18 protein-coding genes and 2 riboswitches are annotated in these 24026 nt (G+C 40.4%); of the genes, 12 read left to right on the top strand and 6 right to left on the bottom strand.

The annotated features are described in order from the left end of the window. Positions 1-17 precede the first annotated feature (17 nt). From CDZ92_RS17790 to CDZ92_RS17780, 3 genes are all read right to left on the bottom strand, one after another. The gene (locus CDZ92_RS17790; RefSeq protein ID WP_096156539.1) at positions 18-5765 is read right to left on the bottom strand and encodes a pullulanase; all 5748 of its coding nucleotides are present in this window, start codon (positions 5763-5765) and stop codon (positions 18-20) included. A gap of 928 nt (positions 5766-6693) precedes the next feature. Further along, on the bottom strand, positions 6694-9522 hold the full coding sequence (locus tag CDZ92_RS17785; RefSeq protein ID WP_096156538.1) for an Ig-like domain-containing protein: 2829 nt from the start codon (positions 9520-9522) through the stop codon (positions 6694-6696). A gap of 226 nt (positions 9523-9748) precedes the next feature. Continuing rightward, positions 9749-11209 (bottom strand): MDR family MFS transporter, encoded by a 1461-nt coding sequence (locus tag CDZ92_RS17780; RefSeq protein WP_096157060.1) that lies wholly within the window; start codon positions 11207-11209, stop codon positions 9749-9751. A gap of 186 nt (positions 11210-11395) precedes the next feature. Between CDZ92_RS17780 and CDZ92_RS17775 the strand changes: the two genes are divergently transcribed. Both CDZ92_RS17775 and CDZ92_RS17770 read left to right on the top strand, forming a co-directional pair. After that, complete coding sequence (locus CDZ92_RS17775) at positions 11396-12241, top strand: TetR/AcrR family transcriptional regulator (RefSeq protein ID WP_096156537.1); 846 nt, start codon at positions 11396-11398, stop codon at positions 12239-12241. A gap of 470 nt (positions 12242-12711) precedes the next feature. Beyond that, positions 12712-13680 (top strand): nuclease-related domain-containing protein, encoded by a 969-nt coding sequence (locus CDZ92_RS17770; protein ID WP_096156536.1) that lies wholly within the window; start codon positions 12712-12714, stop codon positions 13678-13680. A gap of 92 nt (positions 13681-13772) precedes the next feature. Here the strand turns inward: CDZ92_RS17770 and CDZ92_RS20130 are convergent, their stop codons facing one another. Both CDZ92_RS20130 and CDZ92_RS17765 read right to left on the bottom strand, forming a co-directional pair. Beyond that, positions 13773-13910, bottom strand: a complete 138-nt coding sequence (locus CDZ92_RS20130; protein WP_157842664.1) for a hypothetical protein — start codon at positions 13908-13910, stop codon at positions 13773-13775. Between the two features lie 132 nt (positions 13911-14042). Continuing rightward, positions 14043-14387, bottom strand: a complete 345-nt coding sequence (locus tag CDZ92_RS17765) for a DUF192 domain-containing protein (RefSeq protein WP_096156535.1) — start codon at positions 14385-14387, stop codon at positions 14043-14045. 281 nt (positions 14388-14668) lie between these two features. Beyond that, positions 14669-14757: riboswitch (cyclic di-GMP riboswitch) on the top strand. A 92-nt stretch (positions 14758-14849) separates the two neighbouring features. On the opposite strand from CDZ92_RS17765, the gene CDZ92_RS17760 reads away from it, so the two are divergent. The 9 genes from CDZ92_RS17760 (at position 14850) to CDZ92_RS17720 (ending at position 22292) form a co-directional block, all read left to right on the top strand. After that, positions 14850-15032, top strand: a complete 183-nt coding sequence (locus tag CDZ92_RS17760) for a Flp family type IVb pilin (protein ID WP_369679953.1) — start codon at positions 14850-14852, stop codon at positions 15030-15032. Positions 15033-15131: 99 nt separating this feature from the next. Then, positions 15132-15623, top strand: a complete 492-nt coding sequence (locus CDZ92_RS17755; protein ID WP_096156533.1) for an A24 family peptidase — start codon at positions 15132-15134, stop codon at positions 15621-15623. After that, the gene (locus CDZ92_RS17750; protein ID WP_096156532.1) at positions 15620-16006 is read left to right on the top strand and encodes a TadE/TadG family type IV pilus assembly protein; all 387 of its coding nucleotides are present in this window, start codon (positions 15620-15622) and stop codon (positions 16004-16006) included. The genes CDZ92_RS17755 and CDZ92_RS17750 overlap by 4 nt, the downstream gene beginning before the upstream one ends. Before the next feature lie 2 nt (positions 16007-16008). After that, positions 16009-16914, top strand: a complete 906-nt coding sequence (locus CDZ92_RS17745) for a TadE/TadG family type IV pilus assembly protein (RefSeq protein ID WP_157842663.1) — start codon at positions 16009-16011, stop codon at positions 16912-16914. 99 nt (positions 16915-17013) lie between these two features. Then, positions 17014-17622, top strand: coding sequence for a Flp pilus assembly protein CpaB (cpaB, locus tag CDZ92_RS17740; RefSeq protein WP_096156530.1), 609 nt, complete (start codon positions 17014-17016; stop codon positions 17620-17622). Beyond that, entirely contained in the window at positions 17619-18806 is a 1188-nt protein-coding gene (locus tag CDZ92_RS17735) for an AAA family ATPase (RefSeq protein WP_096156529.1), read from the top strand. The genes cpaB and CDZ92_RS17735 overlap by 4 nt, the downstream gene beginning before the upstream one ends. Before the next feature lie 213 nt (positions 18807-19019). Then, positions 19020-20369 (top strand): CpaF family protein, encoded by a 1350-nt coding sequence (locus CDZ92_RS17730; RefSeq protein ID WP_096156528.1) that lies wholly within the window; start codon positions 19020-19022, stop codon positions 20367-20369. A gap of 5 nt (positions 20370-20374) precedes the next feature. Beyond that, on the top strand, positions 20375-21340 hold the full coding sequence (locus CDZ92_RS17725; RefSeq protein ID WP_096156527.1) for a type II secretion system F family protein: 966 nt from the start codon (positions 20375-20377) through the stop codon (positions 21338-21340). Positions 21341-21497: 157 nt separating this feature from the next. Next, positions 21498-22292, top strand: a complete 795-nt coding sequence (locus tag CDZ92_RS17720; protein WP_176483810.1) for a type II secretion system F family protein — start codon at positions 21498-21500, stop codon at positions 22290-22292. A gap of 459 nt (positions 22293-22751) precedes the next feature. On the opposite strand, the gene CDZ92_RS20385 is transcribed toward CDZ92_RS17720, so the two are convergent. After that, positions 22752-22874, bottom strand: coding sequence for a hypothetical protein (locus tag CDZ92_RS20385; RefSeq protein ID WP_255249840.1), 123 nt, complete (start codon positions 22872-22874; stop codon positions 22752-22754). Between the two features lie 40 nt (positions 22875-22914). Then, a riboswitch (cyclic di-GMP riboswitch) is annotated at positions 22915-23007 on the bottom strand. 430 nt (positions 23008-23437) lie between these two features. Between CDZ92_RS20385 and CDZ92_RS17715 the strand changes: the two genes are divergently transcribed. Beyond that, the gene (locus CDZ92_RS17715; RefSeq protein WP_096156525.1) at positions 23438-23935 is read left to right on the top strand and encodes a sigma-70 family RNA polymerase sigma factor; all 498 of its coding nucleotides are present in this window, start codon (positions 23438-23440) and stop codon (positions 23933-23935) included. Positions 23936-24026: the final 91 nt, after the last annotated feature.

Genomic DNA, 24026 nt, shown 5'->3' with positions numbered 1-24026 from the left:
CCCGTCCCCGTTTCACATTATGATCTTCTTGCTAAGTAGCCGCCGCCTAGCATTAGGAATAGGATTCCTAGTAGCATCCAGTTGTACGTGTTGGATGCTGTGTTTGGCAGTTTATTACCTGCTTTGTCTCCTGCAGATTTTTTATCTGACTTATCTTTTTTCTCTTTATCTTTATCTTTCTCTTTCTCTTTATCTTTGTCTTTATCTTTTCCAGCTCCCGGTGTCGTGCCTTCACCCGGCTCTTCCCCATCTCCTGGTTCCGTTCCATCACCCGGTTCCTCACCATCTCCTGGCTCAGTTCCTTCTTCTGTGCTCACCTTAACAACTACAGTCGTTAATGGCTCCAACGTAATGCTCTCGGAAGTCCATTCAAAACCAGTACGCTCTGACACTTCCACAACACCAGCTTCATCTCCGTCCACAACAACGATTCCAGAAGTTAAATCTTCTCCAAGTGTAAACGTTCTTGCCTGCATATCCGCGTTCACGAACACGTAATACACATCACCGTTTGTTGCTTCGCTGCGATAAGCAACAACTACATCGCGCTCCTTCACTTCCGGCGCCTCTACCATCGTCACATTCGCATCCACTAATTCCTTCGTACCTAAACGGAATGCATCTGTGGAACGACGTAACGCAATTAGACCAGCCGTGTACTCACGCGTCACGTTATTAATCGGGAACAACTCTGCATTTGTCGCCTTTTCCCAATCAAATCGGTTAATAATATCCGACGAATCATAAGAATCGTGGATAAAGTAAGGGAACAAGAACGGATTGCCATCTTTATCCGTCATATATGTTGACTTATAAGGTGCCTCCGCAGCCTCTGCTCTCCACTGCTTTGTACGCCCAAACTCTTGGCCAGCATGGATAAATGCCGTACCTTGCGACGTTAGTACCATCGCATTACCAATTCGGATACGCTTATGAATCTCCAAATTATTTTCTGCAATATCAGGGTCTTTCTTAATCGACTGTGCAATAACATCGTACAACGTTAAATTATCATGTGCTTCAATATAAGGAACAACATCACCAGGTTGATCCGCCACGAAGTTATGTGGCTGCGCTTTTATGTTATCAAAAATCTGACTCACATTACGAGCTCCACCTGTAATGAAACGAGGCTCCCCTTCGCTACCGAAACCTGACTTCAACTCATTACGGAATTCATCAGAAAAACTTCCAACTGCCTCTGTATACTGCATCCAATCTTGGTCAGCCGCTTGCACCGGGTCTCCTTCATCTCCTGCAAAAGTGCGCCAGCCTTCCCCGATCATCACAATATTCGGATTTAGTTCTCGGGCCTTATCAAACGCCATTTGAATACTTTCTGCATCATGGTCACCCATCATATCAAAACGGAAACCATCTACTTTGTACTCACTTACCCAATGAAGAATCGAATCAACTAACACACGACGTGCCATTTTATGTGTGGTACCTAAACGTCCACCACCAAAACTTGTGCGTGGCGTGCCATCTGCATCCATAAAGTGATAATAATTCGGCACTAGGTCTTCAAAAATCCCAACTCTCGCCGTATGGTTGTAAACAACATCTAGAATAACACCCATATCACGCTTATGAATCTCATTAATTAAATTCTTAAATTCTGCAATTCTCAACTCCGGATCATTCGGATTTTCAGAATACATACCAGATAAAGAGAAATAACTGTGCGGGTCATAACCCCAGTTGTAGTTCGTTTGCGTTGACGCATACTCTAGCATTCTCTCGCCATTTTTCAGCTCATCCCCAAAGAAATAGCTCATAACAGGTAATAGCTGAACGTGCGTCACACCTAGTTCTTGAATATAATCTAATTTTTCCACAAAAGAAGCAAACGTACCGAACTGCGCTTTTAAACTTTCCGCAATATTCGGGTCTGACGTAAAGTCACGAACGTGCACTTCATAAATAATCGCATCTTCACGCTTTTCATAGCCAGGGATGTTTGCGTAATCTAAATCTGGACCGATGCTGCCAATATCCACGATTGCCGCTTTCCCTACAGGGTCACCACTAGTATGACTCCACGCTGCCATCGACTTCGCGTAAGGGTCTAACGCTAACTTCGTTTCACCATTATGTGTAATCGCGTAGTGATAGTAGTAGCCTCTTAAAGAATCCAATCCCGTATTAAACATGGATAGTTCCACGCTCCACACACCGCGGTCTCCTTTTACCATGTCCATTTCACGAACAATCACGTTTTGGTCGTCTTTATCATATAAAACAACCTTTACATCTTCCGCTTTCGGCGACCACACTTTCAACGTCGCTGTACCGTCATGGTGCAACTCTGCCCCAAGCTTTCCGTCATAACCGTACATTTCATCGATTAAGCGCCAGCCAGTTTTCGCCAAAATCGTACGATCCCCAAGCGTTACAGTAAACGGAACTTTCTCTAAGTCAAACTCACCATGAAGCGTCACTCGCTTACTATCTTCAATCGTAATGCTTGTGACAACTACCGTGTTCCCATCAACATCCTTCACTTCTAATTGCTCCATTAAATCTTCTACATGCAATCCTTCTGTTGTTGTGAAAAGAAGGGTAATTTTCTTATCAGAAAGAACTTCCCCAGACAATAGCGCAATTGGTACCGCACCATATGGATCTGTGTACACACTGTCCTCTCCTTCTTTTACAAACAACATGTTATGATCTTTTAACATTTCGAACGTCATATCTCCAGTCTGTTGGCCATTGTTTTTATTTACAAAAAGGAAGCCAATTTTTTCTGCGTTGTCTATTAGTTTTATATCATAATACGCCCCATGTTTCCCAACACCAGCCGCATCTGCCGCACCATTTGGCCAACCGTCAGAAGGGGACTGTACATCATGCCAGTTCCATAAACCCCAACCGTCATAATCATTATTATTTCGATCATAATGAATACGCACTGTGTTTGCTGGCAAATCAACTGGTTCATATAAGGACACTTGGTCTGAACCTTGCTTAATCCAAAGCTCATTAATGTCTGGCGAGAATAGCTCTACCCATTTGTCTTCGCCATCTTTATCACCATTCGTTACGTTCAACACAAGGAATCCGATATTCTCGGCACCTTTTTTCATTGGTACGTCAACGTATGCACCGTAGCTCGTCACTTGATCCGCTTGGAATTTCGTCCCGCCAGATGGCCAGTTTTCCGAAGGTGATGCTACATCGCCCCATAACCATAAGCCAAGGTTTTCGTAACTATTATCTGTTCGTTGATAATGAATTCGAATCGTATCTGCAGGAATTTCACCCACATCACCCTTTGGAAGTTCGCTTAAAGAGCCGTTTTCCACTGTGAACAAGGCCGTCCCACCATCTTCCATCGAAGGAAGAGATAACGTTACATGGCCATTTTTATCAGCAGCATGGGTTGTGTTCTTGTAATGGTTTGTTACGACCGCATGTTCAGAACCGGCATTTACTGTTATTTCTTTTGTAGCTTTAGCTGTGTTTAAGCCAACGTATACGGCATCACCGTTGTAGCTGCGCGAGAATAGTAAATATTGGTCTTGGTCTGAGCCCGCTACCTTTTCACGAGCGCCTTTTGCAAAAACTGTCGCATGTTCGTTTCGGAATGCTAACACTTTTTTGTAGTGCGCTAAAGTACGGTTCCCATCAATCTCCTGCCAAGGCATGTTTTGTCTGTTGTCATAATAAGGATAGTTAGCTTTGCCACCAAGGCCAAGTTCTTCTCCATAATAAATAACTGGCTGGCCTTTAGCCGTTAGTTGTAGAGAAGCTGCTACTTGGTATTGCCCTAAGTCACGACCAACCATCTCTAGGAATCTATCTTCATCGTGACTTCCTAAAAAGTTTCCTACTGTTGCTCCGTTGGATAGTTTGTTGTTTCTGTTTTCTAAACGAGATTGCGCCGAAAGGATTTGCCCATTTGCAAAGTCTCTAGCAATATTTTTAAACTCAAAGTCTAGTAACGAGTCCATCATACCGTTGTGTAAGTAACCGTGGTCATCGTTCGCATTTGCGCCCCACGACTCGCCGATCATTTTGAATTCCGGCATTTCTTTTGTTAGGGCATTTTTAAACGCCATCCATGTTGTGTTTTCTACATGTTTTACTGTATCCACACGGAAATAATCGATTGTGTTTCCGCTTTCTGTTCTTGATTTTTCAATCCAGTCGACTTGCCACTCGATAATTTGAGCGCGCACTGCTGGGTCTTCTGTAATGAAGTCCGGTAATCCAGCTAGCTCCCCGCGGATTGTGTCCGTTCCACCTGCACGAAGCATTCCGTCGAAGCGGGCACGGTCTTCGTCTGTTGGGAAGTGTGGGATATGGCTGTATTTTGCGTCGTCTGCTTTTAAGCCGTAGCCTGTATGGTTTAATACCACATCAATCATAATTTTCATTCCACGATTGTGTGCCTCATCTATTAGCTCGTGAAAATCCGCCATTGTTCCGAAGTGAGGGTTTAGCTCACCGAAATTGCTCGCCCAGTAGCCGTGGTAACCGTAGTATGGCGTACCTGGCTCTGCATGTCTTACGTCGTATTTGATATTTTCTACGATCGGGTTAATCCAAATCGTGTTAATTCCTAGTTCGTTCAGGTAGTCTAATTTTTGCGTGATACCTTTGAAGTCTCCACCTTGATACGTACCTGGCTTTGTTTTGTCATACCCGATTCCGTATGGGTCGTTGTTGGAAGCATCTCCGTCGAAGAATCGGTCAGTAAGCATGAAGTAGATGATCGCTTCATCCCAATCAAAGTCTGCCTCTTCGCCAGTAAATGTGCGTGCTTTTACTTCTAGGATAGCTTTTCCTTGGTGGCGATTGCCAAATTGGTCAATCGCAACGATTGGTAATTCTTTTACACCTGCTGTAATCTTTTGGTCTACTGCAACGGTAATTTCGTTAAGTTCTGGATCGATGGCTACTTTTTCTTTTCCTCCGATTGCCGATAGATTAATAGATACTTCACGAATTACTGCATCTGATTCTGTTGTATAGTCGACTGTGACTACTGCGTTTTCGTTGTAGTTCACCGCAGCCGGATATACGGAAGCGTTCACTTCTACCGATGATTGGACAAGTTCGATCGTTGATTTGCCTAGAGCGGTGTTATACGGGTCTGTCACTTGAGTAGTTGTTCCGTCTATTGTGACAAAATAGGTGTACTCATGCTTGCCGTTTGGCACGTTTTCTAGCGTGAACGCGAAACGCTCATTTTTCGGCTGAGCCTCTAACTCGTAGCGCTGGCCTAAAATTTCTAGCTCGACTTTTTCTACTTTGTGCATTTCATTTGTTGTGTATAATGCTGGGTTACGGTAATAGAAATGAGCATTACCATCTGATATTACTGGACCTGCTACTTCAGGTACTGTATGGAAGTCGTATTCTCCACTTTTTACGTGGACTTTTGTTATTGGTTCTGTTTTGTGAAGAGTGATATTGCGGTCGGCGTCAATGTCTTTTTCCGACCAATCAGGTTTGCGTACAATAAACCCTACACTGTCTGCATTTTCGGAAACTAGAATGGTCGCATACGCTTTACCATCTTTAAACTCGGTAAATTTAATGTCGCCATCTTTAACCCCGGTTCCCCAAACCCATAGGTCCCAATCTCCGTAATTTTGATCTGCTCGTTCATACGAAAAACGAATCTGCCTTTCGACTGACTCAGTTGTAGTTGTTTCAGCTGTCGCGGTTGTTATGTAGCCTGGAAACATGGAAATCACTAATAAAATAGATAATAGTATTGCCATTCCTTTTTGAAACGACTTTCTTTTCATGAATGCTGTGCCCCTTTCTAAATTGTTTGATTGCGTTGATGTGGTGTTTGCTTGAGCTAGATTTGTTACTTTCAGCTTTTGTCTCGATGAGAAGTGTGGTGTTGCGTATTGCTGGTTGCATGATGCTTGGTGATTAATGCTTGGTGTGTTGCGTTGGATTGTTTTGCGCTAGCTATGGTGATTGTTTTGTTGTGTCTTGTGTGTTGCTTGCTGCTTGCTGTGTGTTCTGTGTGGCGTGAAACCGTTTGCACAAAGTTGCACAAAAAAGAGGAATTCCCTTTTGTTGTAAATAAGTTTACAGTTGTGCAAACGCTATCATTACACTTATATTAAACGTACTATGAAAATATCAACATATCAATCACAATTTTCAAAATAGTACAAAAGTACCAGACAAGAGTTGACACCGTTTAGCGAAAAGTGTAAGTTTGTGTTTTATTTTGTTGGTAGAAGAGCTTTTGGATGGTAATTATATAGGGGATAATGTTATAAGAGTGTATTTTCGTATACCCCTCCTGTAATTTAGTTTGTTTTTGTCCGGATGTTTACGATTTTTGTCCGTATCTTGGCATAGTTTGTCCGTATCTTAGCAGTTTTGTTCAGGATGTGACCTTTTTTTGTAAGCATCTAGATAAAACTTGTCCGGAAGTTGGTTTTATACATATGCGCGTATATGTAAATACTACTCTAAACCGCTTAACCTGTGCGCCAAGAGCTAAAGATCGTGCGCCTCCCGCAATTTTCGTGCACGTAAAGCTAGTTTCCGTGCACCTGGAGGCAGTTTTTGTGCGCCTTACCCTGAATACTGTGCGGCTGGCCAAAATATACCCCTCCTACAAAGGGACGGAGGTAACTTCTCATCTGAAAGAAAAATGGGGATGGGGATGATTTTCTCATTTCAAGTGAGAAAATCATCCCCGTCCCTTATTCACCCTACTTTTATCGTTCGGGCTGCACTTACATTCCCTTTGCTGTCTTTCGCAGTAACCGAAATCCCAGTACCCTTTTTCTGCTTAGGAATCGTAACCGAGTAATTTCCTTTCGCATTCGCTTTTGCATTATACGTTCGAGTACCAATCTTCACCGTCACAACTGCGTACTTTTCTGTTTTGCCAGTTACTTTCGTTGAATACGTATAAACCGAGTTTACGGACGGCATGTTCGGAGCCACACGAGAAACGGTAATCGTCCGTCCAACACTCGTATTCCCCGCACTATCTCTTGCCGTAACAACTAGAGATGCTCCCGCATCTTGAATTGGAATGGTAACTTTATAATTACCATTTACATCCACTTTACTCGAATAGGTCTTAGTACCTATTTTAACTCTTACAGTAGCTTTTTTCTCCGCGCTTCCACTTACGGTAGATGCTTTGTTGCTGACACCTTTTACGACCGGTACATTAGGGGCTACTCTTGATACTTTCACCTTACGTACTCCACTCACATTACCTGATGCATCTTTCGCAGAAACAACAACTTCTACCCCAGCGTTTTGAACCGGAACAGTCACTTTATAATTTCCAGACGAATCCGCTTTTGCCGAATAACTTTTCGTCCCGATTTTCACCGTTACGATAGCGCCGTTCTCCGTTTTCCCACTAACTACAGTTGCTTTATTTGTCACTGTATTCACTTGGGGCACAGCTGGTGGCGTCACATCTTTCACGGTCACTGAAGCATGACTACTCTCATTCCCAGCAGTATCTTTTGCTTTTACAGTCAAAACGGTCCCAGCCTTTTGTATGGCTATTGTAACCGAGAAAGTTCCACTATCCGAAGTACGAGCAGATCCAACTCTCGTGGACCCTCTGAAAACTTCCACTGTAGAACCTGCTTCCGCTTTCCCATTGACACTTTTACTTTGATCAGTCACTTCATCTACCTTTGGCTTGCTTGGAGGTGTTAAATCAACCACTTCCACTTCTAAAGTAGTAACATTGCCCGCTTTGTCTTTAGAAGTAACGACCAATTTAGTCCCCGCCGTCTGACGACCAATATTTACACTAAATTCCGTATTTCCTGAAACCACTGTTTGACCAATGACTTTTCCATCTTTTTTCACACTAACTTCTGCACCAATTTCTGTTACACCGTATAATTTATCTGTATTATCACCTATACGATAGACAAACAAATTTGGCGGTGTATTATCTTTCACTTGAACGATCAAAGGCTCACTTTTATTACCAGCAGCGTCCTCAGCCATAATCTCAATCGTTGTTCCTGCTTTTTGCTTTGCAATAAACGTACCAAACTGCCCAAACATGTCTGCTCGTTGTCGGAAAAGCTCCACACCGTTTGCTTTTACAAAAACCATCGCAGCCGGCTCAGCCCTACCACTAATAAAATCGGATGACTCTGTAACATCCTCATTCAAAGTTGGTTGTGGCGGTGGCGTCACATCCAATACCGTAACCGTAACCATTTCACTTTTATTACCCGCCAAATCCTTCGCCTGCAAACCTAAAATCGTCTCCGCTCGCTGCTTTCCGATAAAAATGCGAAATTCACCTTGCTCATTTGCACTTTCTTCTTTAAAAAATGCCCCATCTTTAAAAACGGTAACAATAGAGTATGGTTCTGCCTCTCCAGTTACGTATTCCAACGCATCCGTCACCACGTGCACAATAGGAACATCTGGCGGAGTCACATCGGCCACAGTCGTAACAGCAGCAACACTTTGTCTATTAAAACTATCATTCGCAATTATAGTTAGCATAGTACCAGCCACTTGGACCGGAACACTCACGGAGAACGTTCCATCAGCTAACGATTGACTAGTACCAATGAGTTCGTCACTGTTCCATACTTCAACTTCACTATCCGCATCTGTAAGACCAGTAACAATTTGTTGATTATCTCCGACTGAATGTACAAGTGGTGCAGCAAGCTCCCCAATTGGATGTTCATGGTCAAACGGCTTAAATGCAAATGGCTCCACCACTAAATACCCACGATAATTACTATTATCATTAGCATCGATAATAAATTGATTTATTTTTGCCAATTCTGTTGTTCCCCAGTAATTATTAGTTCCTTCGAACTGAAGTACCTTATTACTTTGTAGATTAATATAGGCATGATTCAATCCGAAAAAGTTATTCCCTTTTAGCACTAAGTTGGGACCTGTACAAGCAGTACTACAACTAATACTAATGTCAGTAGAACTACTAGATTGTAAGTTTAAAAATGTATTATTTTCAATAATTGTATCAACGGAACCTAACGAAAGATTGACCGTCGCTCTTTCTAGAAAGACGTTGTTCATAATAACTGGCTCAGTCGTATTTGGAGCTAATGTAAGGACAGAACCGTTTATAAATGTGTTGTTTTTTAAGTATAAATTGGCTCCAGATGCTAAATAGCCGCCATTGCCTCCACGTCTAACGTCCGCATTTTCTATATGAACAATTGACCCCGAAGCATTAAGACCCTTAACATAGGCAGTATCCAAACTAATTCGCTGTTCTTTTGTACCTATCGCAATGAATTTACCATTTGCATTAATCCAAGCACCAATATATCCTACAACTTCCGCCCCAGGTTCCACCGTTAACGTGACACCGGGTGGAATGGTAACATTGCCTATTAACTTATAAGGTGAACCCTCTTTCGTCCAAACAGTATCTTCCTTCAACTCACCACTCACCATTGTTCCTTCTTGCTTTTCCCCATAAATAAAAGGCGGAAAACTCGAAAAAACCAACCCAAAAACAAGCAACAAACGGAATAATACCCCAACCTTACCAACCATTCCTATTTTCCCTCACTTCAACGACACCAGTCGTCACAAAATATTTCTACATTTAATGTATGAATTGATTAAAAATTCCATTACTTCCTAAATTTTAATATATCATCTTTTATTTGTTTTACATATAGGGAAAAAGTGGGACGGGTTTATTTCTCATTTTGAGGTAAAACAGGGACGGGGTTTGGTTTCTCATTTTGAGAAATCAAACCCCGTCCCCGTTTTACACCTATGCTGCTTTCTCTTTCTCCTCTTCATCCGCAGGTCTCGCCCTCTTAATGAAGAACGATAACCCTAACGAGACGAGTGCAAAGCATGTTGCGACGAAAAATGCGTCGTTAATACCTTCAAGCATCGCGAGCAAATTTATTCCATTTCCACTAGTCGTATCCTGACCCATGCTCGCTGTATATCTCTCCGTCTGAATCGACATAATCGCTACAAGCAACGCCGTTCCAATCGCTCCTGACAACTGATTCAACGTATTGTTCATCGCCGTTCCGTGCGGATAAAACTTACGTGGCAATTGATTTAGTCCATTCGTCGAAACTGGCATCATCACCATCGTAATCCCAAACATCCGCACCGCATGCAGTGTCATCAAATAAAAATACGGAGTTTCCGTCGTTAATTTAGTAAACTGAAAAGTTGTCACAACCATAATGGTCAACCCGATAATTGACAACATACGCCCGCCAAACTTATCAAATAGCCTACCAGTCACTGGCGACATAAACGCCATCACAAGCGCCCCCGGCAACAACATTAACCCCGCATCCATTGGAGAAATACCGCGGATCGTTTGCACATATATAGGAAGCAACAACATCCCCGAAAACATCGCCATATTCAACACCATCGAAATCGCCGATGACAGGGCAAACATCGGATATCGATACACACCGAAATTTAACATCGGACGCTCCTGCCCGTTTTGCCTTCTAATAAACGTCACCAAGGAAATAACACCAATTACAATCGGCAAATACACTCGTGGACTTTCAAACCCAGCATTCCCTGCGGAACTGAACCCGAACAAAACCCCACCGAACCCGATCGTAGACAACGTCAACGAAACGAGATCTAACTTCAAGTTCACTTTCTCTTTTTTATCTTTCAATAAGAAAAATCCAAGCAAAAATATCGTAAGCGCAATTGGCCAAACGAAATGAAACAACATTCGCCATTCGTAATGCTCCACAATCCAACCAGACAACGTCGGTCCAATGGCTGGCGCGGCCATCATAATCATTCCGAACATCCCCATTACCGTTCCGCGCTTTTCAATCGGGAAACTCACAAGCAACACATTCATTAGTAGCGGCATCATAATCGCCGTTCCACCCGCTTGCAACATTCTTCCCGTTAATAATAATGGAAAAATTTGAGCCATCCCGGCCACAATCGTACCGAACGCAAAAATTCCCATCGCCACCAAAAACAGTCGCCTAACGGAATATTTTTGGATTAAAAAAGCCGACATCGGCATTAATACACCGTTCACTAACATAAATCCTGTTGTTAACCACTGAACAGTAGCAGCATTCACACTTAAATCACTCATAATGGACGGCAGCGCAATGTTTAATAATGTATTATTTAAAAATGCGATAAACGCACCAATCATTAAAACCGTAATAATCCCATATGGCGGACGCTTTGCATCTGTCTTCGGAATCGTCCCTATCATGGCAGCCATATTATTCCCCCTAATTTATACCACTCGTTTAATATTTTATACTCTGATTATACTATTTTATACCGATAGTACATTATTTTCAAGAAAAAGTAATTTTGTTTATGAGAACGTTGCTATATATGCACTTTTCCTGTACTATTGACTTTATACTATGAGTCCAAAAAGTTAGGTGATTTCATGCATGAACGTAAAAAGCAAGTGTTAAAGAAAGCGCATAAACTGTTCGTTAAGAAAGGTTTTCACTCCACATCCATTCAAGACATTCTAGATGATAGTGGCATTTCCAAAGGTACTTTTTATAATTACTTTTCCTCTAAAAACGAACTGATTATTTCTATTTTCCAACTTGTATATGACGATTTCGAAAAAGAACGAAACGAACTTTTGATTGGCCATAAACGCTCGGATCAACAAATTTTCATTCAACAAATGGTGCTACAGTTAAAAACAAATCGAGTCAACCATCTTGTACCACTTTTTGAAGAGCTTGTGATGTCGAAAGACGAGGACTTAAAACAATTTATTTTAGATTTTCAACTGAAGATGTTAGGGTGGATTTTCGAACGATTCACTGACCTGTTCGGAGTAGAAAAGAAGAAGTATTTACTAGATTGCTCGATCATGTTTACAGCGTTACTGCAACAAACGATGAAATATGAGAGAAGATTTTCGGGTGGCTATCCGGAGGACTTACACAAAATCGTATCCTATTGCCTAAAACGCGTCACACACCAGTTGCCGGAACTAGAAAAAACAGAAGAGACTTTATTTAACCCTTCTTTACTTCTTTCTCGTTTACAACAAGAAAACTCACAACAAATGGAAATCTATGAACTAATCCAAGGTTTAAAGAAAAAAGTAGATTCAAACGTTCGCGCAGAGTGTGAAGAATTACTAGATTTCATATACGACGAGCTCGTTGACACGAAGAAACCTAGGAAGTATTTACTACACAGCGCTGTTGGCGCGTTGGAAAGTTTATTTTCGGAGGAAGTTTTAGAAGAGTTAAAGCAGTATATTTAAAATATGAGGGCGTTGCTTTAGAAGTGGAAGTGGCGCTCTTTTTTTGTTTTCGTTTTAGCCGATTCCGCATGGCTATCGCCGATAAAACCACTAGTTCGCTGATAATGTTTTAGTGCCCGCCGATTGATTGCTTATTTTCGCCGATAAATCCTCCATTTTCGCCGATTAACTGCTCATTTTCGCCGATAGAATGCCATTTTTCGCCGATTGGCTCCATTTTTTCAAAAACAAAGGGACTAGGTTCACTAGACTCACTCGATAAGTAATGCCCCCCTTTCTAATATGTCATTATTTTTACGCATTTAATGCATTTTAGTGTCCGTTTCCATAGTAGATTCCGTCTTTTTCCGCCGATTAAACCTAATCCTTCCACTACCGTCTAATTTTTTTCGGAAAATTCTCTTAAATTAGTAGATTTTCCTCTCTGTTTGTTATATATTTTTTTTGAAATTACGAAAAGGAGTGAAACTATGTTAGGAAAACCGTACGAAATTCCCTATAATGTACACCAACTCACCTCACTGGAGAGAAGAACAAACCCAGCATATCCTAAACTACCCTTTATCCAGAAAGACTTAGTAACATATTCGAAAGGATACAAGGGAGAACATTCACTTGATTACTACTTTCAAATGCTACCTGAGAACACTTTCTACATTTACCACTACCTTCGATTACGAGAAAACAAGTTTTATTTCCAGGTTGACCTACTTCTACTAACTTTAAAATTTCTCGCTATTTTAGAAGTCAAAACGATGAAAGGCAAGTTGTTTTTGGATACAAAAGGACATCAGCTCATTCAAACTTATAATGATACAGAAGTAACATACCAGTGTCCCATCATTCAAGTGGATCTGCAAGCATACCGCCTAAGGAAATGGTTAATCGAAAACAAACTTCCTGATATTCCAATCATTCCGTTAGTGGTAGTAGCTAACTCTTCTACTAAAATTGAAACCAACGACACTCACCGAAGTTTCTATGAGAAAGTCATTCACGCGCATTATCTTCCAACAAAGCTATCAAAACTACTCTCCATGTACCAAGAGGATATCCTTTCCTATAAAAGTGCTAAATCCTTAAATAAATTCCTTTTGAAAAAACACACACCTTTAAGAAAATCCATTTTAGAAAATTATAATATGACGAAGAATGATTTAACGATGGGAGTGTTTTGTCCTTGTTGCTCGCATTTGCCTATGATCAAAAAGCAAAAAGGATGGTTTTGTCCTAAATGTAAGGTGACGGATAAAATGGCTCATAGTGAGGCATTAAAAGACTATTACTATTTATTTGGAAATAAGATAACGAATAGGGAAGCTCGCGAGTTACTTTTAATAGAGTCGGCTGATGTAACTAAAAGATTATTAGGATCTATGAACTTAAAGCAAGATGGCCATTACAAGAATAGAAAGTATTTACTCGATACATTAATTTAATGGTCCTGGGGCTTATTACCGCTGATACACTTTGCATTTCGCCGATAACCTACGATTTTCGCCGATATAAAATTCTTGTCGCCGATTGGATTCTAGTTTTCGCCGATTAATCCTCCATTTTCGCCGATAGATTCCTGATTTTCGCCGATTAACTGCTCATTTTCGCCGATAGAACCGAAATACTTCATCCATAAACCTAAAAAAGAACTAAATTTGCAGAACACCTCCATAAAAAAATTCCCCAAAAGTAAGTCTTTTCGGGGCAAACTAACAATTCGGTTCGATTATTTTTCTCCAACTAGAGGACAATCGGGACGGGGTTCACTTTTCATTCAACATGAGAATTGAACCCCGTCCCGATTTCACATTTTTATCGTTGCGCCTGTTTTTATGGAGTAGTTAGAGATGGTGCCATTTGGTAGTTCGATTGCTGCGACAGCACCTTTAACGGGCCAAACTACTGTCCACGGTTTAACGTGCTCTTTCAGATAGACAATCTCGTTCTCTTCATTTACAAATACAACATCTATCGCAAAAAACATAAAGAACATGTGAATAGAATTACATGGCTTCAGTAAAATACCTTCTTCACGTATAGGCTTTAATCTAAACATCAACCCTTTTAATCTTTTTAGAAAAGTATTATAAGGAAGTATTGTAATTGGAATTTCTCTTTCCACTCCATCTAAATCTTTTATTTTAAACATGTTCCATCAACCTTTTTAGTAGATTTTATCATTCATTTTAATCTATCATTCCTGTTAATTCTACTATTACATACTATATGACTATTGAAGATAGTAGTAAAAACCTAGCAAATTGACCCCCATAAAACAAATAACTCTAGAGAATCGTTTTATAGTCCAAAATATCCACGACAAAATTCGACACATGCGCCTATAGTAGTTCAGACAAGCTCATAGTACTATGAAATTACACATAATAACATTTTAAGTCTACTAAACAAGTAAACGTTATGTGTGACAAAAATTGAAAAAGGCAAACTAGTGGAAACGCTAGGACGCAAAGCTAAAGGGGCTAATACGACGAAAGTCGAGATGCCAGCCAGTTGCCGAAAATAGTAGGAACTTTACATACTATTCTTCGGGAGTAGTATTTTTTTATAGCAATAACTTCCAAATTATAACAATTTTAGAGAGGATGGATTTATGATGACGAACCAAATCAAACGTTTCTTCAAAGAAGAAGAAGGTCAAGGTATGACAGAGTACGGGTTAATTTTAGGACTTGTAGCATTAGCTGCTGTAGGGGCATTAGTATTTTTAGGTGATGAACTTAAAGCATTCTTTGAAACTATTAAGGGCAAATTCCCAAGCACACCAGCATCTTAATATAGCAAGATAATATGTTTTTATTCAGAAAACCAAACCCCTTACTTTCAGCCATTTTTCACATGAAAGTGGGGGTTTTTCTAATTTGAGGTGAACGACATGACAATGATCATCTTACTAATCGCCTTGACGATTTCTCTATATACAGATGTAAAAAACCGAAAAATATTAAACATCGTGACATTTCCGGCAATGCTTTTAGGACTTGTACTGAACACCATTACAAATGGTCTCGACGGTTTTACATTTAGTATTCTAGGCATTCTAACTGGATTTGCGCTTCTCGTCATTCCTTACGCATTAGGCGGGATGGCTGCAGGAGATGTGAAACTCCTAATGGCGGTCGGGGCGCTTCAAGGCGCAATATTTACTTTTTATTCCTTTCTATATATAGCACTGTTAGGCGGTCTAATCGCCTTTTTCCTCCTAATGAGAAAAAAAGAATTAGGCAGTACATTAAAGCGTATTTTTTTCTTTGCAAAATTAGGAACGCTTGACGGGGTGAGCAAGGACGAGTTTCACAAGGCGTTTCCGTATGGTGTGGCCATTTTTCTCGGGACCGTTTGCTATGCGGGAGTGAGCTACTTATGATCAAGAATGAAAAAGGACAAGCAACGGTCGAACTCGCCATCTCCTTAACCGTCTTACTAATATTATTATTCGGTATTGTAGACTTTGGACGTATTTTTCATGCTTACTTGACAATGGAACATGCTGGAAGGGAAGCCGCTCGGATGGCTAGTGTTGGGGGAACGAATGAGCAGATTCAAATACGATTTAAAGATTCCGCTCCTTCCTTACAATCGAATAACATCTCCATCACTATTTCTCCAACGCAAGCACAACAACGAACGCGCGGGACATATGTAACCGTCGAAGCAACTTATCCTGTGTCCTTTCTATTCCCTGCTTTCAAAGCAACTCTAGGTGATCCTCTCTACGTTCGCTCCAAAACCGTCATGAGGGTGGAATGATTATGAAGAAAATTTGGAAGCAAGAAGATGGCGCCGTTATCGTATTAGTCGCTCTCTTTATGACGATTCTACTCGGCTGTGTCGGATTAGTAGTAGATATGGGTTCTATTTATTTGGAAAAAAACCGTTTGCAAAAAATGGTTGATGCCGCGGTACTAGCTGGTGCGCAAGAGTTGCCTGATAGCTTTGATAGGGCTAGAACGGCCGTCGCCAAAACAATTACGTTGAATGGAGGAGATCCATCTAACTTCCACACTAGCACGAACGAGTTAAATACGGTGCTAGAGGTTACTGGTTCTACTGTAGGGACTTTTTACTTCGCCACTTTATTTGGCGTTACTGGCCCAGACATTGTTGCTTCTGCAAAAGTGACATTACATGCGTTAACATCAGGAAAAGGTGCGATTCCTTTAGGGATTTCTAAAGACCAAAACTTAAGTTTCGGAACACATCAAGTGTTAAAAGTAAGTGAGTCGGCAAGCGGGAACTTCGGAGCTCTTGCTTTAACTGGTACAGGAGCAAGGTTGTACGAAACAGATTTAACCTATGGGTATCAACACGAATTAAATGTAAATGACGTATTGAATACGGAAACTGGTAGAATGGCGAATCCTACTGTTAGAGCCGTGGAATCACGCATTAATAAATGTCCACAAGCAACGTATGAGAATTATTTACCCGATTGCGCGAGAGTAGTACTTATTCCTGTCATTGAGCCAGTAGAAATTAGTTCGAATCAAATTAAACAAGTAAAAGTGATCGGCTTTGCTACATTTTTCCTAGAAGCCGTTTCCTCTACAAGTGACGGCGCAGAAGTAAGCGGCCGATTTATCCAATTCACAAAAGAAGGCGGAACATCATCGGTTCAGCCTAACTACGGCACGTACGGAATGAAACTATCTGAATAGTGGACAGTAGTTAGTGGTTAGCCGTTAGCTGCTAGCTGCTAGCTTTTACCTAACCACTAATCACTAACCAACTAACCAACTAATAAAGGTGATGTCATCATGAATACGAAAAAAATATGGATACTAGCGCTCATTTTCGGATTACTCACATCCATTGTTTTTATCATAGCTATTTCAGGCAAAACAGGTCCTAATCAAGCTTCACCAACTACTACTCCTCCAATAGAAGAGGAGAAAACGGACGAAGCGGAAAACGAAGAAGCCGATGAGCCGTTAGAAACAACAGAAGAAAAACCTCAAATGGAAATTCAAGAAGGAATGCGTGCTATATCCATTCCTGTGAATGAAGCACAAAGCGTATCTAGCTTCGTTCGTCCTGGTTCTTATGTTGATGTAGTTGTAGTCCTGCCAATGCCTATTGGAGATGCTACCACCGCTCATTTATTATTACAAAACAAAAAAGTTTTGGCTGTTGGCAATACAATTGACGAAAAAGTTGAAGTAGACGAAAACGGGAACGAAATTGAGACAAATGAAGAACCTTACTATTTAGTAACGTTAGAAGTAACACCTAAAGAAGGAGCTTCTTTAACCTTTGCAAGAGAACTCGGAGTATACACATTAATGCTTAGAGGCGACGGTGATGAGTCCATACACAATGTACGAATTTCAACGGATCAAATGATAGAAGGAAGTTCCTTACAATGAGAATAAACTATTTTATTTTATCCGAAAAAAGAATGTACTCCGACGCCATTAAGATGATGTTAGATGAAATAAAAAAGCCAAGCACCATTTACGATGTGATGGCAGATTTGCGAGCAGATCTTGCCACGCCTACTAATGGAACAGTTATTATTATCGGACCACACACTGCGCAAGATCCTTACGAGCTATGTCAAGACTTATCACGCACCTATCCGTTAACAGCAGTAATTCTTTTGCTCCAACAAAAAGAGATAGATTTTAAAAAAGCAATGTTCGTAGGAGCTGTCGACGTATTAGATATTGAATGTGAGGAATCGGAAGTCATTGATTCGATTCAGAGAGCAGAAAAAGTCGTACAACAAAAAGTGGAGCTAGATGAAAGCAGTAAAAATAAAAAAGAAGCAAAAATCATTACTGTTTGTAGTACAAAAGGCGGGGTTGGTAAAACAACGATTTCTGTCAACTTAGCTGCCTCATTAAGCAAACATAATGTGAGAGTAGCACTAGTTGATTTAGATTTACAATTTGGTGATGTTGCTTTGTTGTTAGACCAGTCAATTGACCATTCCATTTATGATTGGGTAAAGCTGTCATACGAAAATGGAGACAAGTCCTACAGCAAATTTATGATGAGAACGAAGGCTGGAGTAGATATTTTAGCAGCACCAGACTTGCCTGAGTTTGCCGAGCTCATTACAGGCGAACATATCTCCTATTTGTTAGATGTATTAAAGCAAGATTATGATTACATCGTCATTGATACACCACCTGCCTTCGTTGAAACAAGCTTAGTAGCGTTAGAAAACTCCGACACCATTTTACTCGTTGCTTCTCTAGATTTACCTGCTTTAAAAAATGGGAAGCTTGCAGTGGAAACGCTCGGCGTACTTGGATTAAAAGAAAAGATTAAAGTCATTTTAAACCGAGATTCTGAATTTGAAGGCATGACAAAAGAAGTGATTGAAGACGTACTTGGACTACCTATTAGCGGTCGAATTCCAAGCGACTATCGCACGGTTATCTCTTCTATAAATAATGGCGAACCGTTTGTGCTAAAAGCTTCTCGCACACCTGTCGCAAAAGCCGTCTTAAAAATATGTGAACAAGTAATCGACTCATTTCCGAAAGAAAAAATTAACAAAAAGAAGAAAAAGTTATCGTTCTTTTCAAGAAGGATTTTCTAACAAGAATTTTTGTATTATACCTAACAAGCTGTGGATTGGTGCGCAAGTTGGAGACTCCTGCGGGACAAGCGGGAGCCGTGAGAACCCGCAGGCGCGGATGCGCTGAGGAGGCTCACGCTCCGCCCGCGGAAAGTGGAAACTTGCGCTCCAATCAACAGCGGTATCTAGAGTAAAAGTTAAGAAAAAGAAAGAGAAAAATAGGGGGAGACAAACATGTCACTATTAAAACGCATAAACGAAAAAACTCTCTCTTCAACAGCAAACCCAAACACGCAAGACCGTTCTGCTTCTAAAAAAGAAAGTGCAAAGCCCGCTGATTCCGACTTAAAAATTGCACTACAAGCTCATCTCATAACTGAGTTAAAAAAACAAACAAGCTTAAGCGACGAAGAACAAAGTACATTAATTGAAACAGAGTCGATGAAATATTTAAACGAAACCGGCGACCGCTTATCGTTCGAATCTAAAATGCAGCTGGCTGACACGGTGGCGAACGACCTGATTGGCTACGGTCCTATTTCTGCCCTTCTAAATGACCCGGATGTATCAGAAATAATGGTAAACGGTCCTTATCAAATATACGTTGAGAAGAAAGGAAAGCTAACCCTTTCCGATTACTACTTCCGCGATGACGACCATGTTTTACAGGTGATTGAGAAAATAGTGTCTCCACTCGGACGCCGTATAGACGAAAGCAGTCCAATGGTGGACGCACGATTACCGGATGGCTCGCGTGTAAATGCGATTATTCCTCCGTTATCACTAGTTGGCCCAACGATTACGATTCGTAAGTTTCCAACGAACCGCCTACAAATTGAGGATTTAGTACGGTTCGGTTCTCTTACGGATGAAATGGCTCAATTTTTAGATGCGTGTGTAAAAGCTCGGTTGAACATTTTTATCAGTGGAGGAACTGGTAGTGGGAAGACAAGTTTGCTAAACGTTCTATCTTCTTTTATCCCGCACGATGAACGAATCGTTACCATAGAAGATGCCGCTGAGCTTCAAATGCTGCAAGACCATGTTGTTTCTTTAGAAACTCGCCCTCCTAACATTGAAGGAAAAGGTGCTGTGACGATTCGTGATTTAGTAAAAAACTCGTTACGGATGCGACCAGACCGCGTTGTGATCGGAGAGGTTCGTGGTGGCGAGGCATTGGATATGTTACAAGCAATGAACACAGGGCACGATGGCTCTCTTGCCACTGGACACTCGAACTCCCCTCGTGAAATGTTGTCCCGTTTAGAAACGATGGTATTAATGGCCGGAATGGACTTACCAATTCGAGCGATTCGCGAGCAAATTGCAGGTGCGGTAGATTTAATTATTCAGCAGTCTAGATTGAAAGATGGTAGTCGTAAAGTAGTCAGTGTAACCGAAGTAATCGGAATGGAAGGCGAAACGATTACATTACAAGATATTTTCACGTATAAACAAGCTGCTACTACGGAGACGGGCAAAGTGGTTGGTAAACATGTTGCAACTGGCATTCGCCCTTATTATGCAGAAAAACTAGCGAAATACGGCTATGATCTACCTGGACATTGGTTCAATGGAGAGTGACGACAATGGTTGTAATTATTTTTATATTATCCACTCTTACATTCGGTTTTTTACTGACCGCTTTTGCCGAAAAAAAATTAAAGGTAAAACGAAGAATTCAACAATTTATCCCGAAGGAGCGGCTAGAAGCAGTTGATACAAAGCAACAAAAAAGAAGAAGAGCGAAACGTTCTTCACTTAAAGATTTAGTGGGCCTATTATCTAAAAACATCAAAACGAATGAAGTGAAGCGAAATAGATTAGAAGCGGAAATCGAAAGCGCTGGGTTACCTTTAAAAGTAGAAGAATTTTTAGTGATACGAATCTTTTGTTTTGCTGTTGCATTTCTTATTCCTTTACTGTTTGGGGTCCATTTTTTATTTACGTTAATTCTAGGTTTTTTATGTTGGAACATTCCTACTATGTACATTCGGAGAAAAAAGAAAGTTCGGGTAGCAGCAAGCGGATCACAACTTCCACAAGTGTTGGAAATAATGGCAACTGCCATGAAATCAGGGTTTAGTTTTATGCAGGCGTTGCAACTTGTATCAAAAGAAATGCCGGACCCAATCGGGATGGAGTTTCAAAAGACTATCCGAGAAATTAACTTAGGAGTGTCAGTGGAAAAGGCTTTTGAAAATTTATTATTAAGGTTGCCAAATCAAGACTTAGAAATGGTTTTAACCGCTGTATTAATTCAGCGTTCAACAGGTGGTAATTTAGCATTAATTCTAGAAACAATACAAGAAACAATTACCGAACGTGTGCGGATGAAAGAAGAATTAAAAGCACTTACTGCACAAGGTCGAATGTCCGCAACCGTCATATCGCTATTGCCTGTTGCGCTAGGTTTGATTTTAAACGTAATGAGTGCCGATTACTTTTCCCCAATGCTTACCCATCCTTTAGGCTGGGCACTGTTAGGCGGTGGCATATTTTCCGCTACATTAGGATGGATTTTTATCCAAAAGGTCGTAACAATCGAGGTGTGATGAGATGATTAATTTTTTACTATGGCTCTTTTCTTTTCTTTTTTTCTCAAGCGTTGGGTTTCTTCTCTTATTTCGCATAAATAAAAACAAATGGACGGTATATCGCAGAGTACAGCCTTATTTAAGTTCCCATTTATCTAGCGGAAAGACTTCTATAGTGGGGAATGTACAAGAACTAGATGGCAAGAATCGCTCGTTGTTTCATCGGGTTGTGAAACCTGCATTTGTTAACCTTAGACAAATGGCTGCTGGTAAGTTGCCAAAGCAAAAAAGGATGGAATTAGAGAAAAAACTACAAGCAGCAGGGTATCCGTTCGGCATGTCCGTAAGTGACTTTGTATTAGCACGAACACTATTACCTTTACTTGTTTTCTCCTTATTTTTATTGTTATTTTTACCTACTTCTGATGAGAAACTAAAAGTTGTTTTTTTAGGTGGGATTGGCGGATTTTTTGTCTATTTTTATATTAACTATTATTTAGTGGCAAAAAGCAAACATCGTACAAAGTTGATTGACAAAGCAATGCCTGATTTTTTTGATATGCTGAACATTTCCATCGAGGCGGGCATGGGGCTTGATAGCGCCTTGAAAAAAGTGTGCAGCCAAATGAAAACACCTTTGTCTGATGAGTTCTTGTACGCTTTAGAAGATATGAAGCTAGGAAAATCTCGTCGGCAAGCGTTTGTAGAATTACGAGACAGAGTTCCGTCCGACTTTTTACGAAGTGTGATGGGATCGATTATTCAAGCAGATCAAATGGGGATTGGATTAAGCAAAGTGCTGAGAACACAAACGGTAAGAATTCGTGAAAAGCAACGTTTCACCGCGAAAGAACAAGCGATGAAAGCACCCGTAAAAATGCTCATTCCTATGGTACTATTCATCTTCCCTACTCTATTTATCGTCTTACTGGGCCCAGTAGTTGTTAATTTGGTTATGCAGTTTATGTGATCTAAAATGGGGACGGGATTTGGCTTCACATTCCGCTGAATGTGAAATCAAACCCCGTCCCTATTTTCCTCATTTTGAGAAGTGAATCACGTCCCCGTTTCACATCTATAATTAGTAGGGTGTTACTTTAGAAGTTGCGCTCTTTTTTGGTTTCGTTTCCGCTGATTTCGCATGATTTTCGCCGATATTACTGCTAGTTCACCGATAACGCTCTAGTACTCGCCGATTGATTACTTATTATCGCCGATAAAGTTGTAATTTCCGCTGATAAATTCCAGTTTTTCGCCGATAGAAACGCTTTTTTCGCCGATTGAACCAAAATACTGATCCATAAACATAATAAATACATAGTTCGCTACACACCTGGATTTTTAAAAACCAAAAGTTCATCTTTTCGGGGGAAAATAAATGGGGACGGAGTTAATTTCTCTTTATAAGAATTAACCCCGCCCCTATTTTTTAAAATAGCCTCATATTGTGGTATGTACGCTTCTTTTTTAGTTGCTCTTTTAAGTGATCATCTAAACAGTCGTTAATTAAGATGGAATAGTACGTAGAAAAGAATTTGTGTATGATTTTCATGGAAATTGCCTCCTATTTTTTGTATCGTACGGAGGTTGTATTCGGCAACTGGCTGGCATGATTTTTAGTGAATGTAACGTTAGCCCCTATAGTTTTGCGTCACCATTTTTCAATGGCTTTGCCCGTTCGTACGATTTTTCTATTTTCATTATCGACAACAATCGACATTCTTTCAATGTGTAAAAGACCTATATTCTCAAGTTAATGCATGTTGTATTTTATTATGAAGTATGCAAGCTACACTTGAATCTTATTACTTTTCTAAGTCCCTTTTCAACATATATTCCTATAAGAATTTATTCTTATAGGAATGACAAATAATTAGAGACATACCGAAGACAATCCTGTATTTAAATCTAGCATTTATTATTTTTACCTAAACTATTTATATTCGACTATTTACGATTCCAATATGCTCCATTTTCTTAAAGACAAACAACCAATTCTCTTTCGCTTTTCCACCTAAATTGCCTCATTTACTCAAATGACTGTAAGCTTCATCTTCATATATCTTGTAATTACCGCGGAATACTCGATATGTGCACTGTCAGAAGGAAAAGAAGATGGAAATAAAGGAAAGCGAGTTTAGTGAAATAGTGGAAGAATATTCTTCAATGATCTATAAAATTATACATTCTCTTCACATTCAAAAAGACATAGATCAGTTTTATCAAGAAGGGCTCATTGCTCTATGGTATGCGTGGAAAGGCTATGAGGACAGTAAGGCTAGCTTTACAACTTATGCATATTGGACAATTCGTGGAATGCTACTTAACTTAATTAAGAAGGATCGACGCTATCATGATAAACATTGTGCATGGAAAGCTGAAATGGAAGAATTAATTTCAGATGAATCTAATAAAACTATTGATGAACAGCTACAAGAAATAGAGTGTTATGCTGTCAACCTAACGGAGAAGCAAAAAATTTGGCTAATCGAATACATTGTGAACGGAAAAAAATTAGAAGAGATTGCAAAGGAGTACGGAACAACTGTAGCCTCCGTAAAGGCGTGGCGACGCTCGGCAATAAAATGTCTCCGAGCACTTGTTAAGTGTTAAAGAGGGACGGTGTTCGTTTCATAATTCCAAAGAAGTGTAAAGCGAAACTGAATCCTGTCCCTCTTATACTCCCAGAAACAAGAACAGGGAC

Source organism: Bacillus sp. FJAT-45066 (assembly GCF_002335755.1).
GTDB lineage: Bacteria > Bacillota > Bacilli > Bacillales > Bacillaceae_I > Bacillus_CD > Bacillus_CD alkalisoli.
This window is presented reverse-complemented; position numbering and strand designations above follow the sequence as displayed.

Coding starts and splice junctions, on each gene's coding strand:
- CDZ92_RS17790 (WP_096156539.1), bottom strand. CDS start 5,765: ATGAAAAGAAAGTCGTTTCAAAAAGGAATGGCAATACTATTATCTATT.
- CDZ92_RS17785 (WP_096156538.1), bottom strand. CDS start 9,522: ATGGTTGGTAAGGTTGGGGTATTATTCCGTTTGTTGCTTGTTTTTGGG.
- CDZ92_RS17780 (WP_096157060.1), bottom strand. CDS start 11,209: ATGATAGGGACGATTCCGAAGACAGATGCAAAGCGTCCGCCATATGGG.
- CDZ92_RS17775 (WP_096156537.1), top strand. CDS start 11,396: ATGCATGAACGTAAAAAGCAAGTGTTAAAGAAAGCGCATAAACTGTTC.
- CDZ92_RS17770 (WP_096156536.1), top strand. CDS start 12,712: ATGTTAGGAAAACCGTACGAAATTCCCTATAATGTACACCAACTCACC.
- CDZ92_RS20130 (WP_157842664.1), bottom strand. CDS start 13,910: ATGGAGGTGTTCTGCAAATTTAGTTCTTTTTTAGGTTTATGGATGAAG.
- CDZ92_RS17765 (WP_096156535.1), bottom strand. CDS start 14,387: ATGTTTAAAATAAAAGATTTAGATGGAGTGGAAAGAGAAATTCCAATT.
- CDZ92_RS17760 (WP_369679953.1), top strand. CDS start 14,850: ATGATGACGAACCAAATCAAACGTTTCTTCAAAGAAGAAGAAGGTCAA.
- CDZ92_RS17755 (WP_096156533.1), top strand. CDS start 15,132: ATGACAATGATCATCTTACTAATCGCCTTGACGATTTCTCTATATACA.
- CDZ92_RS17750 (WP_096156532.1), top strand. CDS start 15,620: ATGATCAAGAATGAAAAAGGACAAGCAACGGTCGAACTCGCCATCTCC.
- CDZ92_RS17745 (WP_157842663.1), top strand. CDS start 16,009: ATGAAGAAAATTTGGAAGCAAGAAGATGGCGCCGTTATCGTATTAGTC.
- cpaB (WP_096156530.1), top strand. CDS start 17,014: ATGAATACGAAAAAAATATGGATACTAGCGCTCATTTTCGGATTACTC.
- CDZ92_RS17735 (WP_096156529.1), top strand. CDS start 17,619: ATGAGAATAAACTATTTTATTTTATCCGAAAAAAGAATGTACTCCGAC.
- CDZ92_RS17730 (WP_096156528.1), top strand. CDS start 19,020: ATGTCACTATTAAAACGCATAAACGAAAAAACTCTCTCTTCAACAGCA.
- CDZ92_RS17725 (WP_096156527.1), top strand. CDS start 20,375: ATGGTTGTAATTATTTTTATATTATCCACTCTTACATTCGGTTTTTTA.
- CDZ92_RS20385 (WP_255249840.1), bottom strand. CDS start 22,874: ATGAAAATCATACACAAATTCTTTTCTACGTACTATTCCATCTTAATT.
- CDZ92_RS17715 (WP_096156525.1), top strand. CDS start 23,438: ATGGAAATAAAGGAAAGCGAGTTTAGTGAAATAGTGGAAGAATATTCT.